The organism is Streptomyces sp. NPDC025651 (genome assembly GCF_055558735.1).
In genome coordinates this window covers 285,802-309,131 of the sequence record NZ_JBVHLZ010000005.1, presented here as the reverse complement: position 1 = coordinate 309,131, position 23,330 = coordinate 285,802, and the positions used below count along the sequence as shown (strand labels likewise).

The window sequence follows — 23,330 nt, the reverse complement described above, 5'->3', positions numbered from 1 at the left end:
CTGACGGGGCACACCCCGCGTTACGCTGCGAGGCATGACCTCGCCTGCCACCACCCGCGCCTACCGCCGCCTCAGCGTCGAGGCGCGGCGACGGCAGTTGCTCGACTCCGCGCTGACCCTCTTCGCGCACCGCGCGCCCGAGGAAGTGAACCTCGACGACGTGGCGGAGGCCGCCGGGGTCTCGCGGCCCCTCGTGTACCGCTACTTCCCCGGCGGGAAGCAGCAGCTGTACGAGGCCGCCCTGCGCTCCGCCGCCGACGAGCTGGAGCAGTGCTTCGCCGAGCCTCCCGAGGGGCCGCTGACCCGGCGGCTCTCGCGGGCGCTCGACCGGTACCTGGCCTTCGTCGACGAGCACGACACCGGGTTCAGCGCGCTGCTCCAGGGCGGCAGCGTGGTGGAGACCTCGCGGACGACCGCCATCGTGGACGAGGTGCGGCGGGCCGCCGCCGAGCACATCCTCAGCCATCTGGACGCCGCCGTGCCGGGGCCCCGGCTGCGGATGACCGTGCGGATGTGGATCACGGCCGTCGAGGCGGCCTCGCTGATCTGGCTCGACGAGGACAAGCAGCCGCCGCTGGACGAGCTGCGGGACATGCTCGTGGAGCAGTTCATGGCCGTGCTCACGGCGACGGCGGGCCGCGATCCGCAGACGGCGCGGGTCGTACGGAGCGCGCTGGCGCTGGAGGCGCCGGACGGGCCCGTGGGCGACCTGGCGCGGCGGGTGCTGCCCGTGGTGAGCGACGCCGCGCACCTGCTGTGACACTGGGGGCGTGAAGAGCGAAGACACCCCCTTTGTCGGCGGCCCCCTGGACGGCCGGGTCCTCCCGGTCCTGCTCGGGCCGACCGGGCACCCGCCGAAGGTGTACCGCGTGCCCGTGCCCGACGACGCGGGCGGCCCGCCGACCGTCCTGGTCTACCGCCGGGTGGCCGCGGAGACCGGCAGGCGGGTCGCGCTGAGCGCGAAGTGGCGGTACGAGTTCGACGCGGAGGGGGACAACGGCGGCGGCTTGAAGTGGCCGTGGTCGAAGTCCGCCCCATAAGGGGCGCGGGGCTGTGTGAATCTGCGGCTCCGCCGCGTGGGCGCGATCAGCCACACATCACCCGCACCGCACCACACACCCCAACAAGGCAGACGCAACACCCCTCGCCGCGACGCCCCAGGACGAGTGACCTCATTGCGCCAACCGCCCACCGCCCGGAGGCGAACCCCGCGCACCGGCCGGATGCTCGCGGTGCGCGGCGGAGGGTCCGCCCCGCACCGGAGGTGATGACGAGGTGTCAGGAAGGCTGCTGCGGTGGGTGTGCACGGGGGCCGCACTCGGTTCACTGCTCGGCACCGCTCCCCCGGCGGGAGCCGTCCCCGGCCCCGGTGAGCGCCCCGTCTCCGAACTCCTCACCGACCTCCAACGCCTCTACCAGTCGGCGGAGGAGGCCACGGAGACCTACAACGCGACCGAGGAGAAACTGAAGAAGCAGCGCGCGAAGGCGGCGGAGCTCGGCAGGAGACTGGCGAAGGCCCGCGCCTCGGTACGGGACAGCCGCGGCGAGGCGGGCCGGTTCGCCCGGCAGCAGTACCAGGGCGCCTCCGGGCTCTCCCCCTACGTACGCCTGCTGCTCGCGCGCGACCCGCAGCACGCCGCCGACCAGGGCCATGTGATCCGGCGGGTGGCCGCGGGGCGCGCCGCCACCGTGCGGCGGCTCGTCGGCGGCGAGAAGAAGGCCGACGATCTCGCCGGGGCGGCGAAGAAGGCGCTGGATGCCCAAGTCGCCCTCGCCGCGCGGCAGAAGAAGCAGCGGGACGAGGTGGACGGGCAGCTCAAGGAGGTCGAGGAGCTGCTCTCGTCGCTGAGCGCGGACCAGCTGGCCGCGCTGCGGCAGGCGGAGGAGGCGGGCACGGCCGAGGCCCAGCGGCAGTTCATGGCGTCCGGCGCGCTCAGCGGCGGCCCGGCCTCGCGGGCGCCGTCACGGCAGGGCGGCACGGCGCTCGACTTCGCGGTGCGGCAGATCGGGCGTCCGTACGTGTGGGGTGCCGAGGGCCCGGACGCGTACGACTGCTCGGGTCTCACCTCCGAGGCCTGGGCGCGCGCGGGGCGCGAGATCCCCCGCACCAGCCAGGAGCAGTGGGCCGGGCTGCCCCGCATCCCGCTCTCCGAGCTGCGCCCCGGCGACCTCGTCGTCTACTTCCCCAAGGCCACGCACGTGGCGATGTACCTGGGCGACGGCATGGTCGTCCAGGCGCCGCGGCCCGGGTCCCGCGTCAAGGTCTCCCCCATCGCGGCGAACCCGGTGCTCGGCGCGGTGCGGCCCGACCCCGGGGGCCGGGCCGTGCCGGGGTACGTGCCGCCGAAGCTGCCCGAGGGCGCCACCGACGGCAGCGACCTCGGGTTCAGCGGCGATCAGGCGCCGGGCGCGACCGACTCCAGGTAGGCGGCGGCCTTCTGCGGGTCGTAGAAGTAGTTCTCGAAGTCGGCGGGGTCGTTGAAGCCGTTGGCGAAACGGTCCGCCACCGGCTGCAGCTGCCCCGCCGCGCCGAGGATGTTCAGGACGTGCTCCGGCGGGGCGCCCAGCATCGCGTTCGTCCACTTGGTGACCCACTGCGCGGTGTCCCAGTAGCGGTCGAAGGCCGACTGCATCCACGCCTCGTCGAACGGCTTGTCGCCGTGCTCGACGATCGAGGAGATGTACGAAGCGGCGCACTTGGAGGCGGAGTTGGAGCCCTGTCCGGTGATCGGGTCGTTCGCGACGACCACGTCGGCGACGCCGAGGACCAGGCCGCCGCCGGGCAGCCGGCCGACGGGCTTGCGCACGGTGGGGGCGTAGCGCCCGGCCAACGTGCCGCCCGCGTCGGTCAGTTCGACCTTCGTGGCGCGCGCGTACTCCCAGGGGAGGAACTTCTCCAGGAGTTCGAGGGTCAGCGCCAGGTGCTCGCTCGGGTCCTTGATGCCCTGGAAGACGTCGAGGGGGCCGCCGGGGACGCCCTCCCAGAAGAGGATGTCCGCGCGGCCCGAGGTGGTGAGCGTCGGCATGACGAAGAGCTCGCCCACGCCGGGCACCAGGTTGCAGCGCACCGCGTCGAATTCGGGGTGCTCGGGGCGCGGGCCGAGACCGTGCACGTACGCGACGGAGAGCGCGCGCTGCGGCTCGGCGTACGGCGAGCGGGACGCGTCGCGCTCGAACATCGAGACCAGCTCGCCCTTGCCCGCCGAGACGAGCACCAGGTCGTAGGTGCGGGAGAAGTAGTCGAGGTCGCCGACCGCGGCGCCGTGGATGACCAGCTGGCCGCCGCGCTGCGCGAAGGTCTCCATCCAGCCGGCCATCTTCACGCGCTGGTCGACGGACTGGGCGTACCCGTCGAGCCTGCCGACCCAGTCGATGACGCGAGAACCGTCGGGGCCCGCGACCGAGACGCCGACGCCCTCGATCCTCGGGGCCTGCGACTCCCAGAAGTTGGCCTGGATGTCGCGCTCGTTCTGCAGCGCCGTGTGGAACATGCACTGCGTCGACATGACCCGTCCCGACCGGATCTCGTCCGCGGTGCGGTTGGACATCAGGGTGACCTCGTACCCCTGCGCCTGGAGTCCGAGGGCGATCTGGAGCCCGGACTGACCGGCTCCGACGACAAGTATCTTCCGCATGGGGGTCCTTCTTCTTCCTCGGAACTCTTACTCGGGGGTGACGTCCAGCGCGTGGCCGACCAGGGCGAGCAGCGACTCGATCGCCGAGATCCGCTGCCGCGCGTCCATGATCAGGACGGGTATGTGCGGCGGCACCGTCAGGGCCTCGCGCACGTCGGCGACCTCGAACTCCTCGCTGCCGTCGAAGTGGTTGACGGCCACGATGTACGGCAGGCCGCAGCTCTCGAAGTAGTCGAGCGCGGGGAAGCAGTCGGAGAGCCGACGGGTGTCGGCGAGCACGACGGCGCCGATCGCGCCGCGCACGAGGTCGTCCCACATGAACCAGAAGCGCTGCTGGCCCGGCGTACCGAAGAGGTAGAGCACCAGGTCGTCGTCGAGCGTGATGCGGCCGAAGTCCATGGCGACCGTCGTGGTCGTCTTGTCCGGGGTCCCGCTCAGGTCGTCGGTGTCGGCGCTCGCCTGCGTCATCAGCGCCTCCGTCTGGAGGGGCGTGATCTCGGAGACGGCGGTCACCAGCGTCGTCTTGCCGACGCCGAAGCCGCCCGCCACCACGATCTTCGTGGCGATCGGGGCGCGCGACCTGTCCGTCTGCCAGGCCTGCAACTGACCCTCGTCCTCGAGGAGTTCAGAGACGGCGGAGTCCACTCAGCACCCTTTCCAGCAGTGCGCGGTCGGGCTGTCCCGGGCCGTGGCCCGTTCCGTACACGCGGATCTTTCCCTGGTCGGCGAGGTCGCTGAGGAGTACGCGGACCACGCCGAGCGGCATCTTGAGGAGCGCGGCGATCTCGGCGACCGTACGCATGCGGCGACAGATCTCGACGATCGCCCGCATCTCGGGCATGACCTTCGCGAGGGAGCCCTTGGGCAGTTCGCGCCGCTCCTCGGGCGCCTCCAGCGCGGCGTTGCTCGCCACGAACGTCTCGACGAGCAGGACGTGACCGAACCTGGTCCGGCCGCCGGTCAGCGAGTAGGGGCGCACGCGGGCCGGTTTTCGGTCCCCGCCCCGCTGCGGCAGCTTCGGCGTCGTACGGGTGCTGCTGCTCATCGGGCGCTCTCCATCGACTTGCGCAGCTCGCTGCGGAGTTCGGGGGTGAGGACGTGTCCCGCGCGGCCCACGAAGAGCGCCATGTGGTACGCGACGACGGTCATGTCGCAGTCCGGGGTGGCGTGCACGCCGAGGAGCGAGCCGTCGCTGATCGACATGACGAAGAGGCTGCCCTCCTCCATCGCGACCACGGTCTGCTTGACGCCTCCGCCGTCCATCAGCTTGGCGGCGCCGATGGTCAGGGAGCCGAGCCCGGACACGATGGTGGCCAGGTCGGCGCTGGAGCCCTTGGGGCCCGTGGGGTTCGCCGCGGGGCGCTCGGCGTTCCTGCCGGGGTCGGAGGAGAGCAGGAGGAGTCCGTCGGAGGAGACCACCGCGACGGAGAGGAGGCCGGGCACCTCCTCCACGAGGTTCGTCAACAGCCAGTGCAGGTTGCGGGCTTCGCTGCTCAGGCCGTACGTGAGGGGTGCGGCGTCTTGGGCGGGTGCGGCGGAAGAACTGGGCGTGCGCATGGGCGCAGTCAACTGCTTGCCTCCTCGACTGAGTCCCCCATTACGTCTGCGACTTTTGCGTTCTTTTCGTTACCTTGCGTGGGTTCCGCCGGGTCTGTCGGACCCTGCGGGTCGGCCTCGGAGGCCAGCTCGGCCTCCACGTCCCGTCGGCCGCTCTGTGCGCCCTGGTGGAAGCCGCCGAGGCGGCGCCGGAGCGCCTCGGCGTCCACGGAACCGGTGCGCGGCTTCGGCGCGGTGGCCGCGGGCGCGGTGATCTTCGGCGTCCGCTTGGGCAGCCCCTTGTCCGTGACGCGCTCCCACTTGGGGGGCGCGGGGTCGGACTGGGGGGCGGCCTCGGGCTCCTCGGCGGAACCGTGCTCGGGCTCGGGTTCGGGGTCCCGCTCCGGCTCCGGCTCCGGCCTCGGCTCCGGGGACTGCGGTTCCTGCGTCGGCGCCGCAAGTTCCATGGTCCGCTCGGCCGCGGCGATCAGAGGATCCGGGTCCTCTCCGGGCCCGCTGGTCAGACGCGCCGGGAGAACGTTCGAGTTGGCCTCGGCCTCGGAGCCGGGCAGATGGACCACCGGCTCCGCGCCCCGCGGCGGCGTGACGACCGCGGCCGGCGCGGGCGCCTGCGCGAGGATCGCGGTCGGCAGCACCACGACCGCCGCGACCCCGCCCTGCTTCTGCTCCCGCAGCCGCACCCGCGCCCCGTGCCGGGCCGCGAGCCGCGCGACGACATAGAGGCCGAGCCCGAGCCCGTCCCCGCTCTCCTGGTCGTACGCGTCGTCGGGATCGAAGTCCGCGAGACGGGAGTTGAGCTCCCGCATCCGGTCCTGCGTGACGCCGATGCCCTCGTCCTGGACGGAGAGCATCACCTCGCCGTTCTCCAGGAGCCATCCGGAGACCTCGACGGAGGCGTCCGGCGGCGAGAAGGAGGTGGCGTTCTCCAGGAGCTCGGCGGTGAGGTGGCTGATGTCGTCCGCGGCGAAACCCGCCACGTGCGCGTGCGGCGGCAGGGTGGCGATGCGGACGCGCTCGTACCGCTCGATCTCGGAGACGGCGGCCCGCACGACGTCGACGAGCGGGACCGCGCCGGGGTGCTGGTGGCCGTGCTCGGCCCCGGCGAGGACCAGGAGGTTCTCGCTGTGGCGGCGCATGACCGTGGCGAGGTGGTCGAGCTTGAAGAGCGTGGCGAGCCGGTCGGGGTCCTGCTCCCGGTCCTCCAGGTTCTCGATGACCGCGAGCTGGCGCTCCACCAGACCGAGGGTGCGCAGGGCCAGGTTGACGAAGGTGCCGTGGATGGACTGGCGTACCCGCTCCAGGTGCGCGGAGGCCTCGGCGAGCTCCTCGCGCAGCGCGGCGCGCTCGTCGGCCATGGACTGCCGCTGCCCGATGAGGTGCTTGCGGTCCGACTCCAGGGTGCCGAGGCGATCGGCGAGGGCCACCGCGTGGCCGTGCAGGGCGTTGACGGAGCGGACGACCTGGGCGAACTCGTCGTCGCGGCCCGTGAAGCGGATGGGGTCCTGGGGCGCGGGCTCGGTGGCCAGGCGTGCCGAGCCGAGGCGCAGGACGGCGAGCGGGCGGGTCAGGGAGCGGGCCGCGCCCATGGCGACGCCGACCGCGACGAGCAGGCAGACGCCGACGAGGGCGATGCGGATCTCCAGGGCCGTGACGTCGTCGTCGCGCAGCTGGGCGAGCCGCTTGGTGCGCTCGACGCCGAGCGCGGACTCGGCGCCGCGCATGGTCTCGATGCGGGCGGAGAGCGCGGAGTCGACCTTCTTGCGGTCGTAGCGCAGCTCGGCGGCGGAGAACGTGGGGTCGTCGGTGAGCCGGGCGAGGTACTTGTCCGCGGTGGTGACCTCGGAGCCGGTGACGGTCGACTCGTACGTGGCGCGGGCGGGGTCGCTCGCCGCGTCCCGGAAGTCGGCGAGGGCGGCGAGTTCGCGGATGTGGGCCTGCTGGGCGGCGGCGCTGAGTTCGTCGCGGCGCTTGGCGTCGGCCGGGGACGCGTCGGTGACGGTGGTCGGCAGGCCGGTGACCGGGTCGACGGCGGTGCGCGTGGAGGTGGACGCCGAGCCCTGGACGGCGAGGGCGGCGAGGAGGAGGCCGCGGGTGGCGGCGGCCTGCTCGACGGCGTGGTCGAGGTCGGCGAGGGCGAGGGCGCCCTTGTTGGCCTCGGGCGGCAGCTTTCCGGCCAGGTCGCGGGTGAGGCCGTGGAGTTCGGCGATGACCTTCGAGTACGCCTCATGAGCTTCGAGAGCGGTGCTCTTGCCGGTGAGCGCCGCTCTGCGGACGGCGGCGATGTCGGCGAGGTCGTCGCGCAGTCCGCTGGGCGCGTCGGCGCCGCGGAGTTCGTCGATCTGCCGGTCCACGCGGGCGCTGCGGCTCTCGGAGAGCCCCTTGCCCTGGGGGCGGCCGGAGGCGATGAAGGACGTGACCTCGTCGCGCTCGTCGGCGAGGGAGTGGCCGAGCGAGACCGCCTGCTGGGTCTGTCCGGCGAGGGTCACCAGGCTCTGGGCGTCGCTCAGCTCGTCCGAAGCGGCGATGACGGCGGGCGCGCCCGCTCCGGCGACGGCGGCGGCCACGACCGCGACCGCGAGGATCAGGCGGCTGCGCACCCGCTTGGTGGGCTTCTTGTTGACGACGGCGGCGGACGGCGAAGCGCCGCCGGGCGGGGGCACCGCGGGCTGCGTGGCGGCGGGTTCGGCGGCGGCCGCGCCTTCACCGGCGAGGGGGCGCGCCGGGTCCGCGGTCTCCGCGCCGCCGGAGGAACTCGCCCTGGCGGAGGCACTCGGCACGGCGGGAGAACCCGCCCCGGCGGAGGCACTCGGGACGGCGGAGGCACTCGGCACGGCCGGAGAACCCGCCCCGGCGGGAGAACCCGGCACGCCGGAAGCAGTCGGCATACCGGAAGCACTCGGCATGCCGGAAACGCTCGGCACGCCGGAAGCGCTTCGTGTGGCGGATCCAGCCATTCCGCCGGCCTCCGCGGCTCCGTCCGCCCCGCCCTCGCCCGGCCCTCCGGGGAAGGCGCCGCTCGGGGTGGGTCCGCCCGGTGCGGTCCCCTGCGGAGCCGACCGCTTGCCTTTGCGCCGAGGCGGCATGTTCTGCACCGGTGCTCGCATTCTTGTTTTCGTCTGCCCTTGGGCCCGGGTGACGATCTGTCAACGCGAGCGCTCCCCCGGTACGGCTCCTGACCCTTCCAGTGCCGGTGAGTGGCGGTCGCGCATCGCCTGCCCGGCCACCCGAAGGAGTGAACATCGGCGGGGAGTTGGCGGGCAAGTCCCGGCGCGAAAGGGGCGTGGCATATGCGGTGCGCCGGTTGGACGTCGCCCACCGGCTTTGGCAGGATGCGCCGCCACACCCCGCCGGAGGTGATCATTCCGGTCCAATTCCGGCGCCCGGACGACAGGTACGCGCCAACCCTCCGCCCCTTTGCGGCTTCTGGCCGATCTTGTGAAGGGCTCGTGCAGACTGGCCGGATGCGTATCGAACTCGCCACCGAACCCGGAGACCCCGCACGCCCCAACGAGGACTACGCGTCGGTCGCGCTTCCCGCGTCCGGACAGGGCGGATCGCTCGTCCTCCTGGACGGCGTGACCCCGCCCGAGGGGGCGGTCGGCTGTCTGCATTCCGTCCCTTGGTTCACCGCGCGGCTCGGCGGCGCACTGGGAGAACTGTCCGTTTCACGACGGGATATGACGCTCCCTGAGGTCCTGGCGGCCGCCATCTCGCGTACCGCCGACGCCCATCGTTCAACCTGTGACCTTTCTCACCCCCGTACGCCTCAGGCGACGGTGGTGCTCGTGCGGTGGGACGCCGAGCGCGTCGAGCATCTGGTCCTGTCCGATTCCGCACTCCTCATGGCGGGCCCCGGCCGCGAGGTGACCGCCGTCCTCGACCGGCGCCTGGCCGAACTGCCGCCCGCCGTGCGGGCCCTGCGCGACCAGGTGCGCGCCCTGCCCCGCGGCTCGGCCGAACGGGACGTGGCGGGACGGGCGTACGCAGCCGCGGTCGAGGCCCTGCGCAACGCGGAGGACGGCTTCTTCACGGCGGCCGCCGACCCCTCGGCGGCGGACCGCGCGGTCACCGGCGAGAGCTCGCGCGCGGACGTCACGGCGGTCGCGGCGCTCACCGACGGCGCGGGCCGGTGGGTCGAGACCTTCCGCGAGGGCGACTGGGCCGACTGCCTGGCGCTGCTGCGCAAGCAGGGGCCGCAGCATCTGGTGGACCGGGTACGGGAGTTGGAGCGCGCGGACCCGGACCGCCTGGCCTTCCCGCGCGGCAAGCGGCACGACGACGCGGCGGTCGTGTACGCGGAGCTGTGAGCGGAGCTGTGCGCGCGGAGCCGTGAGCGCACCGCCGTCACGGCGCGTTTCGCCGCCACCATTCCAGGACAAGGAACAACGCGAACCCATTCACACACCCTCCCTCAATAATCTCCGGAACATTTCAACTGAAGCAGAGATAAGGAATTCGGAGTTGAAATTCCGTTCCCGGAAAGGGAAGGATCGAATGCGAGGAGAACGCACGGCCATGCCCGGCCGTGCATCCACGCACAAGAGGAGAACGGGATGTCGCGCAGAGCGGCCATCATCGGCGCCGCGCTCGCGGCCGCGCTGGTCATCAGCGGCTGCGGTGCCGGCGATGAGGACGACAACGGCGGTGGTGGAGAAGCCGGTTCACAGTCCTCGGCCGTCGACGCGGCATTACTCGGCCAGGTGCCCACGCCGAAGGTGAGCGAGATGGCGGGCGCGATGGGGATGTGGACCACGGAAAAGAACTTCGTGAAGGCCGAGTTGAAGAAGATATCCGGCTATCCCCTCGCCGGCGGAAAAGCAGAGTGGCAGATACCGCTCGGCGGCGAGGTCTGCTGGTCGTCCCCGCAGGCCACGAAGGACGGCTTGGTCGCCGTCCTCTTCCAGAACGACAAGGACGACCCCGCGGTCTGCACCGAGGTCGGCCTCGTCGATCTGAACAAGGGCAAGCTGCTGTGGCGGAAGCAGGGCCTCGACGGGTACGGCAACCGTCAGATGTTCGACGAGGTGACCATCGGCGGCGGCACGGTCGCGGCGGCCGGCACCAGCGCGAGCGCGGGCTGGACGACGGGCGGCAGGCCCCTGTGGTCGCCCGCCACCACCGAGGACGAGAAGTGCCCCGCGAAGGGCTTCGCGGGCGAGGGCGAGAAGCTGGTCGCCGTGCGCGACTGCGGCGACACCGACCACCCGGAGCTCACGGTGCAGACCGTCGACCCCGCCACGCGCACGGCGAAGTCCTCGTACGCGTTCGAGCAGGGCGTCGAGTACGCGCACGTCGTCTCCGTCGACCCGCTGCTCGTCGCCGTGGACGACGGCGACTCCCCCGGTGGCTCCGGCATCACCGACTTCCTGTCGATCGACGACTCCGGCGCGCGGGGCGAGCTGCTCGCCACGATCGGCACGAAGGGCGGCAAGTACGGCAAGTACGACGCCGAGTGCGCGAGCACGAACGTCACGGACTGCACACAGCTCGCGGTCGACAAGAAGTCCGGCACGCTCTTCCTCGGCACCCGGGAGGCCGGCGCGGGCTCCGAGGGCGACAACGACGTCGTGGCCTTCGACCTGAGGACCGGAAAGAGGAAGGGCACGACCCGGGGCACCGACGAGGGTCCGCTGATCCCGGTCGGCATGGACGAGGGCGGCAAGGTCGTCGCGTACCAGGAGGCGAACATCGTCGGCGAGGCCGGCGGCGCGGTCTGGCGGATCGACCCGGCCACGTACAAGAAGACGAAGGTCATGCAGAACCCGGGCAGGAGCTACGAGATGGAGGCGCGCTTCGAGACGGACCGGCGCGTGCTCTTCGCCGGTGAGCGGCTCTATCTGGGCGCCGACCACGTCAGCGAGCCCTCCGAGGTCTACAAGGAGAAGCAGCCGCTGGCGGTCGTCTTCGGCGCGAAGTAGGGCGCGCGGGGGCGTACGAGACGGGGGGGACGCGCGGGCGCCCGGGTCCTGGGGAGGGGCTCAGGTGTCCGCGCTGTCGTTCAGGCGCCCGAGCAGCCGGGCGAGTTCGGCGACCTCCGTCCGGTCCCAGGCCGCGAGGCGGCGCACGTACTGGGCGCGCCGCGCGGCGCGCACCGTGCGGAAGCGGGTGCTGCCCTCGGGCGTGAGCGTGATGAGCCACGCGCGCCCGTCGGCCGGGTCGGGTTCGCGGGCGACCAGGCCGAGTTGCTCCATGGCCCGCAGCTGGCGGCTCATCGTCGCCTTGCCGACGCCGATGAACGCGGCGAGGTCGGTGGCCCGCTGGGGCCCCGAGTCGTCCAGGCGGACGAGCAGGCCGTACGCGGCGGGCTCCAGGTCGGGGTGGACCTGGCGCGCCATCTCGCCGGACGAGGCCCGCGCGCGGCGCATCAGGAGCGACAACTCCCTTTCGAGGGCGAGGAACTCACGGTCCTTCCCCTGCTCCACGTCGCCCTGCGCGGCGCGCTTCCCGCCCTCTTCTGCAGCACCCATGTCCCGCTTTCCCGATTCTGAAAGTTATCGCCGGATGGCCCTCGTGCCGCGGCCGTCGTGACAGCGGCCTGACCAGTATTTCGCAAGGTGGGGGCGGTGCCCCTCGTACGGCACCGCCACAGGAGTGGACCAACGGCAGAACTCTGGCCCTCTTCCCCAGTGCGGGTCTACGTGCGTAGCTTTTCAAGTGACATGTTCACACCATGACATGTCGACAGGTCCCCACCGAGCACCACCGAGGCCTTCGGAGGCACGCACATGCCCGTGCACAGACCCGGACCGGCCCGCCGCTCGCGCTTGTCGCCGGCGGGGGTTCTCCTCGCAGTACTGTCCGCCCTCTCCCTCCTCCTGACGCTCCCCACGGCGGCCCGGGCGGACGACGTCCCGCAGCGCGGCTCCGCCCGCCTCGGCCAGGGCGTCATCGAACACGACGGCCAGGGCGGGAAGCCCGCCGGTGGCGAAGCCACCCAGACCGAGGGCGTCGACGTCAGCAGCCACCAGGGCAACGTCGCCTGGTCGACGCTGTGGAACAGCGGCGTGAAGTGGGCCTACGTCAAGGCCACCGAGGGCACGTACTACAAGAACCCCTACTTCGCCCAGCAGTACAACGGCTCGTACAACGTGGGCATGATCCGCGGCGCGTACCACTTCGCGACGCCGGACACCACGAGCGGCGCCGCGCAGGCGAACTACTTCGTGGACAACGGCGGCGGCTGGTCGCGCGACGGCAAGACGCTGCCGGGCGCGCTGGACATCGAGTGGAACCCGTACGGGGCGGCCTGCTTCGGCAAGTCCCCGTCCGCGATGGTCAGCTGGATCCGTGACTTCCTGAACACCTACAAGGCCCGCACCGGGCGCGACGCGGTCATCTACACCGCCACCAGCTGGTGGAAGCAGTGCACCGGCAATTACAGCGGCTTCGGCGCCAGCAACCCGCTGTGGATCGCCCGGTACAACACCTCCCCGGGCGAACTCCCGGCCGGCTGGGGCTTCCACACGATGTGGCAGTACACCTCCTCGGGGCCGACGGTCGGTGACCACAACAAGTTCAACGGCGCCCTCGACAGGGTGCAGGCGCTCGCCAACGGCTGAGCCGGCGCCTGAGCACACGAACGGCGGCCGCCCCCGTGCCGGGGCGGCCGCCGTTCCCATGAGGGCCGCTACGCGGCGGCCATGACCTTCACCTCGGCCTCCGTGAGGGCCAGTTCGAGCACCTGGCGCACGTCCGTGACCGGGTGCACCTGGAGCTTCTGCAGGATCTCGGCCGGGACGTCGTCGAGGTCCGCCTCGTTCCGCTTCGGGATGATCACCGTGGTGATCCCCGCGCGGTGCGCGGCGAGCAGCTTCTGCTTGACGCCGCCGATCGGCAGGACGCGGCCGGTCAGCGAGATCTCACCGGTCATCGCCACGTCCGTGCGGACCAGACGCCCGCTGAGCAGCGACGCGAGGGCGGTCGTCAGCGTGACGCCCGCGCTCGGCCCGTCCTTGGGCACCGCGCCCGCCGGGAAGTGGATGTGCACGCCCCGGTCCTTCAGGTCGCCGACCGGCAGCTCCAGTTCGGCGCCGTGCGAGCGCAGGAAGCTCAGCGCGATCTGCGCCGACTCCTTCATCACGTCACCGAGCTGACCGGTGAGCGTGAGCCCCGAGGCCCCCGTCTCCGGGTCGGCGAGCGACGCCTCCACGAACAGGACGTCACCGCCCGCCCCGGTGACCGCGAGCCCGGTGGCCACGCCCGGCACCGCGGTGCGCCGCTCGGCCGGGTCCTGGGCGGACTCGGGCACGTGGTGCGGCCGCCCGATGAGCCCGCGCAGGTCCTCGTCCGTCACGGTGAACGGCAGCTCCCGCTCGCCCAGTTCGTGCTGGGCCGCGACCTTGCGGAGCAGTCGCGCCACGGAGCGCTCCAGGTTGCGTACGCCCGCTTCGCGCGTGTACTCGCCGGCGAGCTTGCGCAGCGCGCTCTCGTCGAGGACCACCTCGTCCTTGTCCAGGCCCGCCCGCTCCAGCTGGCGCGGGAGCAGGTGGTCGCGGGCGATGACGACCTTCTCGTCCTCGGTGTAGCCGTCGAGGCGGACGAGCTCCATGCGGTCGAGCAGGGCCTCGGGGATGGCCTCCAGGACGTTCGCCGTGGCGAGGAACACCACGTCGCTCAGGTCGAGTTCGACTTCCAGGTAGTGGTCGCGGAAGGTGTGGTTCTGCGCCGGGTCGAGGACTTCGAGGAGGGCGGCGGCCGGGTCGCCCCGGAAGTCGGAGCCCACCTTGTCGATCTCGTCCAGGAGCACGACCGGGTTCATCGACCCGGCCTCCTTGACGGCCCGCACGATCCGTCCGGGCAGCGCCCCCACGTACGTACGGCGGTGTCCGCGGATCTCCGCCTCGTCGCGTACGCCGCCGAGCGCGACGCGGACGAACTTGCGGCCCATGGCGTGCGCGACGGACTCGCCGAGCGAGGTCTTGCCGACGCCGGGAGGGCCCACCAGGGCGAGGACCGCGCCGCCGCGGCGGCCGCCGACGACGCCGAGACCGCGGTCGGAGCGGCGCTTGCGCACCGCGAGGTACTCGGTGATGCGCTCCTTGACGTCCTGCAGCCCGGAGTGCTCGGCGTCGAGGATCTCCTGGGCGCCCTTGATGTCGTACTCGTCCTCGGTGCGCTCGTTCCAGGGCAGTTCGAGGACGGTGTCCAGCCAGGTCCTGATCCAGGACCCCTCGGGCGACTGGTCGCTCGACCGCTCCAGCTTGTCGACCTCCTTGAGGGCGGCCTCGCGGACCTTCTCGGGCAGGTCGGCGGCCTCGACGCGGGCGCGGTAGTCGTCGGACTCCTCGGCTGCGTCCTTGCCGTCGCCGTTGAGCTCGCGCAGCTCCTTGCGTACGGCGTCCAGCTGGCGCCGCAGCAGGAACTCGCGCTGCTGCTTGTCGACGCCCTCCTGGACGTCCTTGGCGATGGTCTCGGCGACGTCCTGCTCGGCGAGGTGCTCGCGCAGCTGGGCGGTGGCGAGCTTGAGCCGGGCGACCGCGTCCTCGGTCTCCAGGAGCTCGATCTTCTGCTGGGTGGTGAGGAACGGCGAGTAACCGGAGTTGTCGGCGAGCGCGGAGACGTCGTCGATCTGCGTGACACGGTCGACGACCTGCCAGGCGCCGCGCTTCTTCAGCCAGCTGGTGGCGAGCGCCTTGTACTCCTTGACGAGCTCGGTGACGGCGCCCGGCAGCGGGTCCGGCACGGAGTCGTCGATCCTCAGGCCCTCGACCCAGAGGGCCGCGCCGGGCCCGGTGGTGCCGGCGCCGATGCGCACCCGGCCCCGGCCGCGGATGAGGGCGCCCGGGTCGCCGTCGGAGAGGCGTCCGACCTGCTCGACGGTGCCGAGGACGCCGGTCGCGGCGTACGTCCCGTCGATGCGCGGAACAAGCAGCACCTTCGGCTTGCTGTCGCCACTGGACCGCGCGGCGGCCTGTGCGGCCTCCACCGCCGCTCGTACGTCGGCGTCGGACAGGTCGAACGGCACCACCATGCCGGGCAGGACGACCTCGTCGTCGAGCGGCAGCACGGGCAGCGTGAGCGCGGTGTGCGAGGTGGACTCAGCAGCCATGATCTCCCCTTCGGCATTCAAGTTGAGCTGTACCGACTCAATGCTTATGAGTGCCGCAATGTTCCCCACAGCGTGTTCGCTGTGAGCGATCACGGAAAATCGCTGTCCGGCCGGCGGGCGGGACCCCTAGGGTTCCTGGCGGCAATCACGAAGACATCGCAGGTGGGGAGCATGATGACCGAGCAGCGCGACGGGGCGGCCGGCGGCGCGGGCGGCAGGGTCTGGTTCATCACCGGGACCAGCTCCGGCCTGGGGCGGGCGCTGGCGCGCGCCGCGGTCGCGCACGGGGACCGGGTGGTGGCCACCGCCCGGGACGCGAAGGCCGTCGAGGACCTGGTGGCGCTCGCGCCCGACCGGGTCAGGGGCCTGCGCCTGGACGTGACCGACGCGGAGTCGGTGCGGGCCGCGGTCGACGCGGCCGAGCAGGACTTCGGGCGCGTCGACGTCCTCGTGAACAACGCCGCGTACGGGCTCCTCGGCGCCTTCGAGGAGCTGAGCGAGGAGCAGCTGCGCGACAACTTCGAGACCAACGTCTTCGGCGTCATGACGGTCACCCGTGCCGTGCTGCCGCTGATGCGGCGGCGGCGCTCGGGTCACATCGTCCAGATGTCCTCGGTGAACGGTGTGGTGCCGGGCCCCGGAGGCACCGCGTACGTCGGCACGAAGTACGCCCTGGAGGGGATCTCCGCGGCCCTGGCCGCCGAGGTCGGCCACCTCGGCATCCACGTCACGATCGTGGAACCCGGCCCGTTCCGCACGGACTTCGGCGGGCGTTCGCTGCGCTGGGGCACGCCCATGGAGGACTACGCCGAGATCATCGCCCCCGCGCGCCGGGCCATGGAGGCCACGCACGGCCGGCAGCCCGGCGACCCGGACCGCGCCGCCGAGGCGATCGTCGCCGTGGCCGGTCTCGACAAGCCGCCGCTTCGACTGCCGCTGGGGGCCGAGGCGTTCGGCTGGATCCGGTCCCACTTCCAGTCGCGCATCGAGGAGTTGGACGCGGTGGAGGAGCTCGGCTCGGACACGGCCTTCCGCTGACCCCGGCCCGCCGACGACCCGTTCCCCGGCGGGCGTTCCCTTGGGACGGTGGAGGCTCCGCGTTCCACGGAGCTTCCACGGAGGGGATTCCATGGTGGACACACCCGAGTACGGCGGCGCGGGCGGCCAGGACGTGACGGGCCCGCTCATCGAGCTCGCGCTGGGGCACCTCCTCTCGGCGGCGCTGCGCACGGCCGCGCGCTGCCGGATGGCCGACCATCTGGCGTCGGGCCCGCGCACCGCCGAGGAGTTGGCCGACCTCACCGACACGGACGCCGGGCATCTGCGCCGCGTCCTGCGCTACCTCGCCACGCGCGGCGTCTTCCGCGAGGACGGTGCGGGCGCGTTCCGGCTCACGCCGCTCGGGGACGCGCTGCGCACGGACGTGCCGCACTCGCAGCACGCGGCGGTCCTGATGCTGACCGACCCCACGTTCCTGCGGACCTCGCAGGCCCTGGAGGAGACGGTGCGCAAGGCGGGGCCGTCCTTCGAGCGGCTCTTCGGCCGTCCCTTCTTCGCGCACCTGGCCGACGACCCGGAGCTGCGGGAGCTGTTCGACAGCGGGATGACGTCGCTGTCGGGGCCGGTCGACGCGGTGGTCGCGGGCACGTACCCCTTCCCGGAGAAGGGCACCGTGGTGGACGTCGGCGGCGGCCGGGGCGGGCTGCTGCGCGCGGTGCTGCGGGGGCGTCCCGGCCTGACGGGCCTGCTCTTCGACCAGACTCCCGCGGTCAGTACGCACGTCCTGGCCGGGGACGACGAGGTGCGGGGCAGGTGGCGGGCGGAGTCCGGCGACTTCTTCGAGGAGGTCCCGGAGGGCGGCGACGTGTACATCCTCAAACACGTCCTGCACGACTGGCCCGACCCTGCGTGCGTACGGATTCTGCGCAACGTCCGCGCGGTGATGCGGCCGGAGGCGCGGCTCCTGATCGTGGAGTCCGTCCTCCCCGCGGGCAACGACCCGCACCCCGGCAAGACCCTGGCGGTGGCGATGGCGGCGGTGATCGACGGCCGCGAGCGGACCGAGCGGGAGTTCAGGTCCCTGCTCGCGGAGTCCGGCCTGACCCTGGCCCGAACCCTCCCGACGGCTTCGTTCCCCTCAATCATGGAGGCGACGGCGACGACGGCGACGGCGAAGACCTGGTCGGCCTGATCCGCCGGTCGACTGTGGCCGATCGCGCCGTTCCCCGCCCCCCCCTCCGGGGCCCCGAGGCACGTCCCGTGGGGCAAGTCCCGTAAGGGGCTCGGGGAGCCGCGCGATCAGCCACGACGAACCCGCAGCGGCCCCCACCCCCGCCGGAGCCGGACCCCCGCGCCCCCACACGCCCCCCACCTGCGCCTTCCAGCCCCACGGAACCAACCCAGAGCATGCAACCGATAGCGGAGCGTCACCGCGGCCGGGAGGCCGTGGACCGCGAACCAAGCAATCGGGGCACCATGACGTCAACTCCGGCCCATGAGGCGGGACATCCGGCCGGCGCGGCAGGCCGATCCTCGTACGACGCACGGCTCATCCAGGCCCTCGGCGCGGGCGACACCCACGCGCTGCGGGAGCTGATGGCGCGCAACAGCCCCTGGCTCCAGGCCCGGCTGCTCAACCGGCGCGTCGCCCTGCACATCGTCGACGACGTGCTGCAGGAGACCTTCATCGCCGTGCACCACGGCGCGCACACCTTCCGGGACGCCAACGCCCGCGGCTGGCTGTGGACGATCGCGCAGCGCAAGCTCGTCGACCAACTCCGGTGCAGGGGGCGGCAGGACGCCCTCACGGAGCGCGAGAAGGCGCGGGCCGGGCAGGAGCGGCCGCTCGTCGTGCCGTCCGCCGAGGACACCGCGCTCGCCTCCACGCTCGTCGGCACGTCCGTCGGCGACGCCCTCGCGATGCTGTCGGACGAGGCCCGCCAGGTCCTGACGCTGCGGTACATCGACGGCTTCAGCGTGCGCGAGACGGCCACGCGGCTCGGCGTGTCCGAAGGCACCGTCAAGAGCAGGGCGAGCCGCGGCCGCGAGGAACTCCGCGTCAGGCTCGGCGTATCGGACGCCGCACGCGCTTGTGGGGGTGACGATGCGGAACCGATCCGCGGCCTCGGCCGATAGCCCTGACACGGAACCGAAGGAACCGGGAACCGCGATGACCTCACCCCCCGCCGCCCCGCCACCGCCACAGGCCCCCTGCCTGCCGCGCAGCTGGCTGTCCCGCTACGCGCTCGGCACCCTCCCCGACGCGGCCCTGTACGCCGCCGAGGAACACCTGGACGACTGCGACCGCTGCACCGGCCTCGTCGTGCACGACGTACGCCAGGGCCCGAACGGGGCGCGGCTGGACGGGGTGCACGCGCGCGTGCTCGCGACGGTCGCCGACGAGCGGGCGAGACCCTCCCTCGACGGCCGCTTCCCCGGCAGCCGCTCTCTCGGCAGCCCGTTCCCCGGCGGCCGCGCCCTCGCCGCCCTGCGGGCCGCCCCCGCGCTGCGCTGGTCGTGGGCGGGCGCGCTGCTCGCCGTCTGTGCGGCGGGCGTCACCCTCGCCCAGCTGGCGGAGTCCCGCGAGCTCGGCACCGACGGCCTGCTCCCGCTGCTCCTGATGTGCGCCCCGCTCCTGCCGCTCCTCGGCGTCGCGATGAGCTACGGCCCGCAGGCCGACCCCTTCCACGAAGTGGCGGCGGTGACGCCGTCGGGCGGTCTGAAGCTGCTCCTGTGGCGGTCGGGCCAGGTCCTCGCGGTCTGCCTGCCGCTGCTGACGCTCACCGGCCTCCTGCTGCCCAGCGGCGACGGCGCGCTGAACGCCGCGGCCTGGCTGCTGCCCGCCCTCGGGATGTCTCTGGCGACGCTGGCCCTGGGCTCCTGGATGGGCTGCGGGCCCGCGGCACTGGCGACGGGCGGCGCCTGGCTGCTCGCGGTGGGCGTACCGCTGACCGGCCGCCTGGCCGTGCGCGAGGAACTGCGCCCTCCCTTCGGAGAGGCGGCCCAGGACGCCCTGCGCCCCCTCATGGACACGCTGGCGCAGGGCGGTTGGGCCGCGGGGGCCCTGGCGTGCTGCGGGGTCCTCTACGCGCGACGGCGGTCGTTCGACGGGGCGGGGGCACGGCGGTGAGCGCGGCCTCGCCCCGTCGCCCCCTGCGGGCCGCCCCCGCGCCGGACTGGTCATCGGCGGGCACGCTGCTCGCCGTCTGCACGGCGGACATCACCCTCGCCCAGCCGACGGAGTCCCGCGAGCAAGGGGCGCGGCGGTGAGGGCGGCCTCGCGCCACGCCCGCACGGTCGGCGCGAAGGCCGCGGGGCTCCGCCGCCGCGCACGGGTCAGTCCTCTGGTGACGGAGCTGCGGCGCGGCCCCGCCGCGAAGCTGTTCTGCGTCGCCGTCCTGTGGTCCTGCGCCGTCCACGCGCTCGGCGCCGAGCACGGCGAGGTGTCCGCGTCCGCCGTGGCGCCCGCCCTGTCGGTGTTCGCCCTGTGCGCCGGATGGCACGGGTCCCGGGAACGGCGGTGCCGCACCGCGTGGTTGCGGCACACCTCGGTCCGCTCATCCGTCCACCGCGTCCTGCTCGGCGCCCTGCCCGCCGTGTTCTGGCCCTGCGCGGCCGCGCTGCCCCTGCTCCGGAACGACTACGGCCCCGGCCTGATCCCCACCCTCTCGCGGGACGAGACCGTCGACGCCCTGTTCACCACGGCAAGCTTCGCGAACCTCGCGGCACTGGCGGGCCTGGCCGCCTTCGTCCTGGGCCGCTGGTTCCCCTTCCGCCTGGTCGCCCCCGCGCTGGCCGTGGGCGGCTTCCTCCTCGCGGCGCTCCTGCCGGTCTTCATGCTGTCCGGCGAAGCGGCCCCGCCACCCCCGCGACCGGCCCGGCCGGCCGCCGTCCCCCCGGCCGTCGAGCCCGGGGACCCGTCCCCCTCCCCCAAGGAGCCCACCCCGTGATCACCGCCCGCGGCCTGACCGTCCGGCACCGGCGCCGTACCGCCGTCGACGGCATCGATCTGCGGCTGCCCACCGGCGTGCACGGCCTGCTCGGTCCGAACGGCGCGGGCAAGACGTCCCTGATCCGGGTCCTCGCCACCGCCGCGGAGCCCTCCGCGGGCCGGCTCACCCTGCTCGGCGAGGACCCCTCGCACTACGCGGGCCTGCTCGCCGTACGCCGCCGCCTCGGCTATCTGCCCCAGGAGTTCGGCGTGTACCGGCACTTCACGACCCGTGAGTTCCTCGGCTACACGGCCTGGCTCAAGGACGTCCCCGCCCGCGACGTCCCCGCCGCCGTCGAGCACGCCGCGCACCGCGTGGGCCTCACCGACCGCCTCGACACGAAGCTGCGCGCGCTCAGCGGCGGCATGAAGCAGCGCGTCGGCATCGCGCAGGCCATCGTGAACGAACCCGACCTGCTCCTCCTCGACGAGCCGACGACGGGCCTCGACCCGGCCCAGCGCGAGCGCCTGCACGCGCTCCTGCGCGCCATCGGCGAGTCCGCGACCGTCGTCGTCTCCACCCACCTCATGGAGGACATCACCGGCGCCTGCGACGACGTACTCGTCCTCGCGGACGGCAGGCTCCGCTTCCACGGCACGGCAAACGCCCTGGCGGCACTCGGCGGGTACGCCGCCGTACTGCCGTGAGGAGCCCCGCTAGGAGACGGACGCGGACCGCGGGCCGCGCCAACGCCGCAGCAGGGGCCAGGTGGAGACGCCGACCAGCAGCGCCAGGAGATGGCCCCAGTTCGTCATCGGGTCGGTGAACGCGATCAGGTCGTCGACCAGCATCCAGCCGAAGCCGCCGAGGACGGCCCAGCGCAGCCACGGCGTCAGGAGCCCCGCGAGCGCGCCGACGCTGGCGGCGACGCCGAAGCTGATCCCGTAGTCGAGACGGTGCAGGGAGCTGTCCGGCAGATGGCCCACGAGCACGGAGAAGCCGACCGGGACCTCCGTCGCGAGCGTGGCGACGACGTGGCCGAGCAGGAAGACACCGGCGGTGCGCAGGCCGCCGATGCGGCGCTCCAGCGCGGTGAGCACCAGCAGGAAGACGATCGCGTACGGAGAGGTGATGCCGCCCGCGATCCACAGGGCACTGGCGATCAGGACGAGGACGGGGCTGTGCGCGAGGTGCGCCACGTCGGTGCTCGACCCCTCCAGCAGGGTGGAGACGAGGCCCGGGTCGGCGTACTCGGTGAGGACGGAGGTGGCGGCGAGCACGAGCGCGTACCCGAAGGTGAAGGGAGTCCCCTTGGGCGAGGGCACCAGATGCCGGGGCCGGAACCGGGAGCGCCGGCGCGTGCCGCTTGCGCTCGCGGGCGCGGCGCCCTCTCGCCCGCGGCTCCCCTCCGGCGAGGGCTGACGCGGTATTCCGTTCAGGGTGCCCGGCGTCATGGCGTCGGGCACGGCCCCGGCGGGCCGCACGCTCTGGTTCACGGGTGAGGCGCTCCTTCCGTCCCCGCCCACCCTTTGCCCTTTTTTCCGGCGTTGTCTATGACCGGCGCCACGTGAGGTCCGATTCACAGCAACCCTTGAGGCGATTCCTGCGTCGCCGTGCCCCTCGCCGCCGACGCCCGGCCCCGCCCGCGCCCTCTCCTACCCTGGTCGCCATGCACACCCACACCACCGCCCCCGTCGTCATCGACCGGCGTGAGGGGCCGTACGGAGAGGTCGTACTGCGGCGCCACGGTGAGCTGCTGCAGATCATCGCCAACGGCTGCTTCCTGATGGACACCTCCGACGGCCGCTCCGAGCGGCTGCTCGTCGACGCGGCGCGCGACGCCCTCGACGAACGCCCCGAGCCCACCGTCCTGATCGGCGGCCTCGGCGTCGGCTTCTCCCTCGCGCACGCCGCGGCGGACCCCCGCTGGGGACGCGTCACCATCGTCGAGCGCGAGCAGGCGATCATCGACTGGCACCGCGAGGGCCCCCTCGCCGAACTGTCCGGCGCCGCACTCGCCGATCCACGTGCGCAAATTCTTCACACGGACCTCGTCGCACATCTCTTCGGCACCGCACAGACCTACGACGCGCTCTGCCTGGACATCGACAACGGCCCCGACTGGACGGTGACGGAGGACAACAACTCCCTTTACTCGCCTGCCGGTCTGGCCGCCTGCAAAGACCGCCTGAACCCCGGCGGTGTGCTCGCCGTGTGGTCGGCCCAGCCCTCGTCCGCTTTCGACGACGCTCTACGGAATGCCGGATTCCAGGGGGTACGAACCGAAGAGATCCCCGTTGCCCGAGGCGTCCCGGACGTGGTCCACCTCGGCGTCAGGGCTGCGTAGCCGAGGTGCCTTCGCGACCCGTACTCTGCTGACCGAACACAAGCGATCAGTGTCAGGGGCGGGCGATGGAGCAGACACACACCTCCCACAACGGCGCGACGGCGGCGATGCCGGGCGCGCAGCGCCGGGTGCTGGTGGTCGAGGACGACCCGACGATCGTCGACGCCATCGCCGCCCGGCTGCGTGCCGAGGGTTTTGTCGTGCAAACGGCGGGAGACGGCCCCTCGGCGGTCGACACCGCGCAGGCCTGGCAGCCCGACCTGCTGATCCTCGACATCATGCTGCCGGGCTTCGACGGCCTGGAGGTCTGCCGTCGGGTTCAGGCGCAGCGTCCGGTGCCCGTCCTCATGCTCACCGCGCGCGACGACGAGACGGACATGCTGGTCGGGCTCGGGGTCGGCGCGGACGACTACATGACCAAGCCGTTCTCCATGCGGGAGCTCGCGGCCCGGGTGCACGTCCTGCTGCGCCGCGTCGAACGCGCCGCGCTCGCCGCGACCACGCCCCGCAGCGGCATCCTGCGCCTGGGCGAGCTGGAGATCGACCACGCGCAGCGGCGTGTGCGAGTGCGCAGCGAGGACGTCCATCTGACGCCCACGGAGTTCGACCTCCTGGTCTGTCTGGCCAACACCCCGCGCGCCGTGCTCTCCCGCGAGCAGCTGCTGGCGGAGGTGTGGGACTGGGCCGACGCGTCCGGCACCCGCACCGTCGACAGCCACATCAAGGCGCTGCGCCGGAAGATCGGTGCCGAGCGGATCCGCACGGTGCACGGCGTGGGGTACGCGCTGGAGACCCCCGCGCCGTGAGGCGGG

Annotated in this window: 23 protein-coding genes; 15 read left to right on the top strand and 8 right to left on the bottom strand. The window is 72.8% G+C overall.

Annotated features, from left to right (window positions below; translation table 11 throughout):
* Positions 1–34: 34 nt before the first annotated feature.
* The 3 genes from ACZ4D5_RS20780 to ACZ4D5_RS20770 all read left to right on the top strand — a co-directional run bounded on the left by ACZ4D5_RS20780 (position 35) and on the right by ACZ4D5_RS20770 (position 2,427).
* Positions 35–760 (top strand): TetR/AcrR family transcriptional regulator, encoded by a 726-nt coding sequence (locus tag ACZ4D5_RS20780; RefSeq protein ID WP_467773838.1) that lies wholly within the window; start codon positions 35–37, stop codon positions 758–760.
* A gap of 10 nt (positions 761–770) precedes the next feature.
* Positions 771–1,040, top strand: coding sequence for a hypothetical protein (locus ACZ4D5_RS20775; RefSeq protein WP_467773837.1), 270 nt, complete (start codon positions 771–773; stop codon positions 1,038–1,040).
* A gap of 235 nt (positions 1,041–1,275) precedes the next feature.
* Positions 1,276–2,427, top strand: coding sequence for a C40 family peptidase (locus ACZ4D5_RS20770; protein WP_467773836.1), 1,152 nt, complete (start codon positions 1,276–1,278; stop codon positions 2,425–2,427).
* On the opposite strand, the gene ACZ4D5_RS20765 is transcribed toward ACZ4D5_RS20770, so the two are convergent.
* From ACZ4D5_RS20765 to ACZ4D5_RS20745, 5 genes are read right to left on the bottom strand one after another with little or no spacing between them, the layout of a single operon-like run.
* Positions 2,397–3,635 carry a styrene monooxygenase/indole monooxygenase family protein gene (locus ACZ4D5_RS20765; RefSeq protein WP_467773835.1) on the bottom strand — a complete coding sequence of 413 codons (1,239 nt, stop codon included), beginning with the start codon at positions 3,633–3,635 and terminating at the stop codon, positions 2,397–2,399. The genes ACZ4D5_RS20770 and ACZ4D5_RS20765 overlap by 31 nt on opposite strands.
* A gap of 27 nt (positions 3,636–3,662) precedes the next feature.
* On the bottom strand, positions 3,663–4,280 hold the full coding sequence (locus tag ACZ4D5_RS20760) for a GTP-binding protein (protein ID WP_362328726.1): 618 nt from the start codon (positions 4,278–4,280) through the stop codon (positions 3,663–3,665).
* Complete coding sequence (locus tag ACZ4D5_RS20755; RefSeq protein WP_467773834.1) at positions 4,261–4,680, bottom strand: DUF742 domain-containing protein; 420 nt, start codon at positions 4,678–4,680, stop codon at positions 4,261–4,263. Before ACZ4D5_RS20755 ends, ACZ4D5_RS20760 begins: the two co-directional genes overlap by 20 nt.
* Positions 4,677–5,192: a roadblock/LC7 domain-containing protein gene (locus ACZ4D5_RS20750; protein ID WP_467773833.1), complete on the bottom strand. Its 516-nt coding sequence runs from the start codon at positions 5,190–5,192 to the stop codon at positions 4,677–4,679. Before ACZ4D5_RS20750 ends, ACZ4D5_RS20755 begins: the two co-directional genes overlap by 4 nt.
* A gap of 8 nt (positions 5,193–5,200) precedes the next feature.
* Positions 5,201–8,077 carry a sensor histidine kinase gene (locus ACZ4D5_RS20745; protein ID WP_467773832.1) on the bottom strand — a complete coding sequence of 959 codons (2,877 nt, stop codon included), beginning with the start codon at positions 8,075–8,077 and terminating at the stop codon, positions 5,201–5,203.
* A 576-nt stretch (positions 8,078–8,653) separates the two neighbouring features.
* Here ACZ4D5_RS20745 and ACZ4D5_RS20740 point away from each other — a divergent pair.
* Together ACZ4D5_RS20740 and ACZ4D5_RS20735 are read left to right on the top strand one after the other, a co-directional pair.
* Positions 8,654–9,499 carry a hypothetical protein gene (locus ACZ4D5_RS20740; RefSeq protein WP_467773831.1) on the top strand — a complete coding sequence of 282 codons (846 nt, stop codon included), beginning with the start codon at positions 8,654–8,656 and terminating at the stop codon, positions 9,497–9,499.
* A gap of 246 nt (positions 9,500–9,745) precedes the next feature.
* On the top strand, positions 9,746–11,110 hold the full coding sequence (locus tag ACZ4D5_RS20735) for a hypothetical protein (protein ID WP_467773830.1): 1,365 nt from the start codon (positions 9,746–9,748) through the stop codon (positions 11,108–11,110).
* Between the two features lie 60 nt (positions 11,111–11,170).
* On the opposite strand, the gene ACZ4D5_RS20730 is transcribed toward ACZ4D5_RS20735, so the two are convergent.
* A complete protein-coding gene (locus ACZ4D5_RS20730) occupies positions 11,171–11,659 on the bottom strand; it encodes a MarR family winged helix-turn-helix transcriptional regulator (RefSeq protein ID WP_467773829.1) in 489 nt (162 codons plus the stop codon).
* 258 nt (positions 11,660–11,917) lie between these two features.
* On the opposite strand from ACZ4D5_RS20730, the gene ACZ4D5_RS20725 reads away from it, so the two are divergent.
* Positions 11,918–12,751: a lysozyme gene (locus tag ACZ4D5_RS20725; RefSeq protein WP_467773828.1), complete on the top strand. Its 834-nt coding sequence runs from the start codon at positions 11,918–11,920 to the stop codon at positions 12,749–12,751.
* Between the two features lie 68 nt (positions 12,752–12,819).
* On the opposite strand, the gene lon is transcribed toward ACZ4D5_RS20725, so the two are convergent.
* Complete coding sequence (gene lon, locus ACZ4D5_RS20720) at positions 12,820–15,240, bottom strand: endopeptidase La (protein ID WP_467773827.1); 2,421 nt, start codon at positions 15,238–15,240, stop codon at positions 12,820–12,822.
* A gap of 171 nt (positions 15,241–15,411) precedes the next feature.
* On the opposite strand from lon, the gene ACZ4D5_RS20715 reads away from it, so the two are divergent.
* From ACZ4D5_RS20715 to ACZ4D5_RS20685, 7 genes are all read left to right on the top strand, one after another.
* Complete coding sequence (locus ACZ4D5_RS20715) at positions 15,412–16,278, top strand: oxidoreductase (protein ID WP_467773826.1); 867 nt, start codon at positions 15,412–15,414, stop codon at positions 16,276–16,278.
* Between the two features lie 91 nt (positions 16,279–16,369).
* Positions 16,370–17,431, top strand: coding sequence for a methyltransferase (locus ACZ4D5_RS20710; protein WP_467773825.1), 1,062 nt, complete (start codon positions 16,370–16,372; stop codon positions 17,429–17,431).
* A gap of 284 nt (positions 17,432–17,715) precedes the next feature.
* Positions 17,716–18,375, top strand: a complete 660-nt coding sequence (locus ACZ4D5_RS20705) for an RNA polymerase sigma factor (RefSeq protein ID WP_467773824.1) — start codon at positions 17,716–17,718, stop codon at positions 18,373–18,375.
* A gap of 34 nt (positions 18,376–18,409) precedes the next feature.
* Positions 18,410–19,369, top strand: a complete 960-nt coding sequence (locus tag ACZ4D5_RS20700; protein WP_467773823.1) for a zf-HC2 domain-containing protein — start codon at positions 18,410–18,412, stop codon at positions 19,367–19,369.
* Positions 19,366–19,509, top strand: coding sequence for a hypothetical protein (locus ACZ4D5_RS20695; RefSeq protein WP_467773822.1), 144 nt, complete (start codon positions 19,366–19,368; stop codon positions 19,507–19,509). The genes ACZ4D5_RS20700 and ACZ4D5_RS20695 overlap by 4 nt, the downstream gene beginning before the upstream one ends.
* Positions 19,506–20,189 (top strand): hypothetical protein, encoded by a 684-nt coding sequence (locus ACZ4D5_RS20690; RefSeq protein ID WP_467773821.1) that lies wholly within the window; start codon positions 19,506–19,508, stop codon positions 20,187–20,189. The genes ACZ4D5_RS20695 and ACZ4D5_RS20690 overlap by 4 nt, the downstream gene beginning before the upstream one ends.
* Positions 20,186–20,878 (top strand): ATP-binding cassette domain-containing protein, encoded by a 693-nt coding sequence (locus ACZ4D5_RS20685; RefSeq protein WP_467773820.1) that lies wholly within the window; start codon positions 20,186–20,188, stop codon positions 20,876–20,878. Before ACZ4D5_RS20690 ends, ACZ4D5_RS20685 begins: the two co-directional genes overlap by 4 nt.
* 9 nt (positions 20,879–20,887) lie before the next feature.
* Here ACZ4D5_RS20685 and ACZ4D5_RS20680 read toward each other — a convergent pair whose 3' ends face one another.
* Entirely contained in the window at positions 20,888–21,667 is a 780-nt protein-coding gene (locus ACZ4D5_RS20680; protein WP_467773819.1) for a rhomboid-like protein, read from the bottom strand.
* A 173-nt stretch (positions 21,668–21,840) separates the two neighbouring features.
* Here ACZ4D5_RS20680 and ACZ4D5_RS20675 point away from each other — a divergent pair, with 173 nt between their 5' ends.
* On the top strand, positions 21,841–22,518 hold the full coding sequence (locus tag ACZ4D5_RS20675; protein WP_467773818.1) for a spermine/spermidine synthase domain-containing protein: 678 nt from the start codon (positions 21,841–21,843) through the stop codon (positions 22,516–22,518).
* Between the two features lie 65 nt (positions 22,519–22,583).
* Positions 22,584–23,324: a response regulator transcription factor gene (locus ACZ4D5_RS20670; protein ID WP_362328692.1), complete on the top strand. Its 741-nt coding sequence runs from the start codon at positions 22,584–22,586 to the stop codon at positions 23,322–23,324.
* Positions 23,325–23,330 lie beyond the last annotated feature (6 nt).

Excerpts from the sequence above, each read along its gene's own strand:
- ACZ4D5_RS20700 (WP_467773823.1), top strand. The coding sequence starts at position 18,410 with ATGACCTCACCCCCCGCCGCCCCGCCACCGCCACAGGCCCCCTGCCTG.
- ACZ4D5_RS20730 (WP_467773829.1), bottom strand. The coding sequence starts at position 11,659 with ATGGGTGCTGCAGAAGAGGGCGGGAAGCGCGCCGCGCAGGGCGACGTG.
- ACZ4D5_RS20780 (WP_467773838.1), top strand. The coding sequence starts at position 35 with ATGACCTCGCCTGCCACCACCCGCGCCTACCGCCGCCTCAGCGTCGAG.
- ACZ4D5_RS20750 (WP_467773833.1), bottom strand. The coding sequence starts at position 5,192 with ATGCGCACGCCCAGTTCTTCCGCCGCACCCGCCCAAGACGCCGCACCC.
- ACZ4D5_RS20745 (WP_467773832.1), bottom strand. The coding sequence starts at position 8,077 with ATGCCGACTGCTTCCGGCGTGCCGGGTTCTCCCGCCGGGGCGGGTTCT.
- ACZ4D5_RS20705 (WP_467773824.1), top strand. The coding sequence starts at position 17,716 with ATGACGTCAACTCCGGCCCATGAGGCGGGACATCCGGCCGGCGCGGCA.
- ACZ4D5_RS20715 (WP_467773826.1), top strand. The coding sequence starts at position 15,412 with ATGATGACCGAGCAGCGCGACGGGGCGGCCGGCGGCGCGGGCGGCAGG.
- ACZ4D5_RS20725 (WP_467773828.1), top strand. The coding sequence starts at position 11,918 with ATGCCCGTGCACAGACCCGGACCGGCCCGCCGCTCGCGCTTGTCGCCG.
- ACZ4D5_RS20670 (WP_362328692.1), top strand. The coding sequence starts at position 22,584 with ATGGAGCAGACACACACCTCCCACAACGGCGCGACGGCGGCGATGCCG.
- ACZ4D5_RS20675 (WP_467773818.1), top strand. The coding sequence starts at position 21,841 with ATGCACACCCACACCACCGCCCCCGTCGTCATCGACCGGCGTGAGGGG.
- ACZ4D5_RS20735 (WP_467773830.1), top strand. The coding sequence starts at position 9,746 with ATGTCGCGCAGAGCGGCCATCATCGGCGCCGCGCTCGCGGCCGCGCTG.
- lon (WP_467773827.1), bottom strand. The coding sequence starts at position 15,240 with ATGGCTGCTGAGTCCACCTCGCACACCGCGCTCACGCTGCCCGTGCTG.
- ACZ4D5_RS20710 (WP_467773825.1), top strand. The coding sequence starts at position 16,370 with ATGGTGGACACACCCGAGTACGGCGGCGCGGGCGGCCAGGACGTGACG.
- ACZ4D5_RS20765 (WP_467773835.1), bottom strand. The coding sequence starts at position 3,635 with ATGCGGAAGATACTTGTCGTCGGAGCCGGTCAGTCCGGGCTCCAGATC.
- ACZ4D5_RS20755 (WP_467773834.1), bottom strand. The coding sequence starts at position 4,680 with ATGAGCAGCAGCACCCGTACGACGCCGAAGCTGCCGCAGCGGGGCGGG.
- ACZ4D5_RS20740 (WP_467773831.1), top strand. The coding sequence starts at position 8,654 with ATGCGTATCGAACTCGCCACCGAACCCGGAGACCCCGCACGCCCCAAC.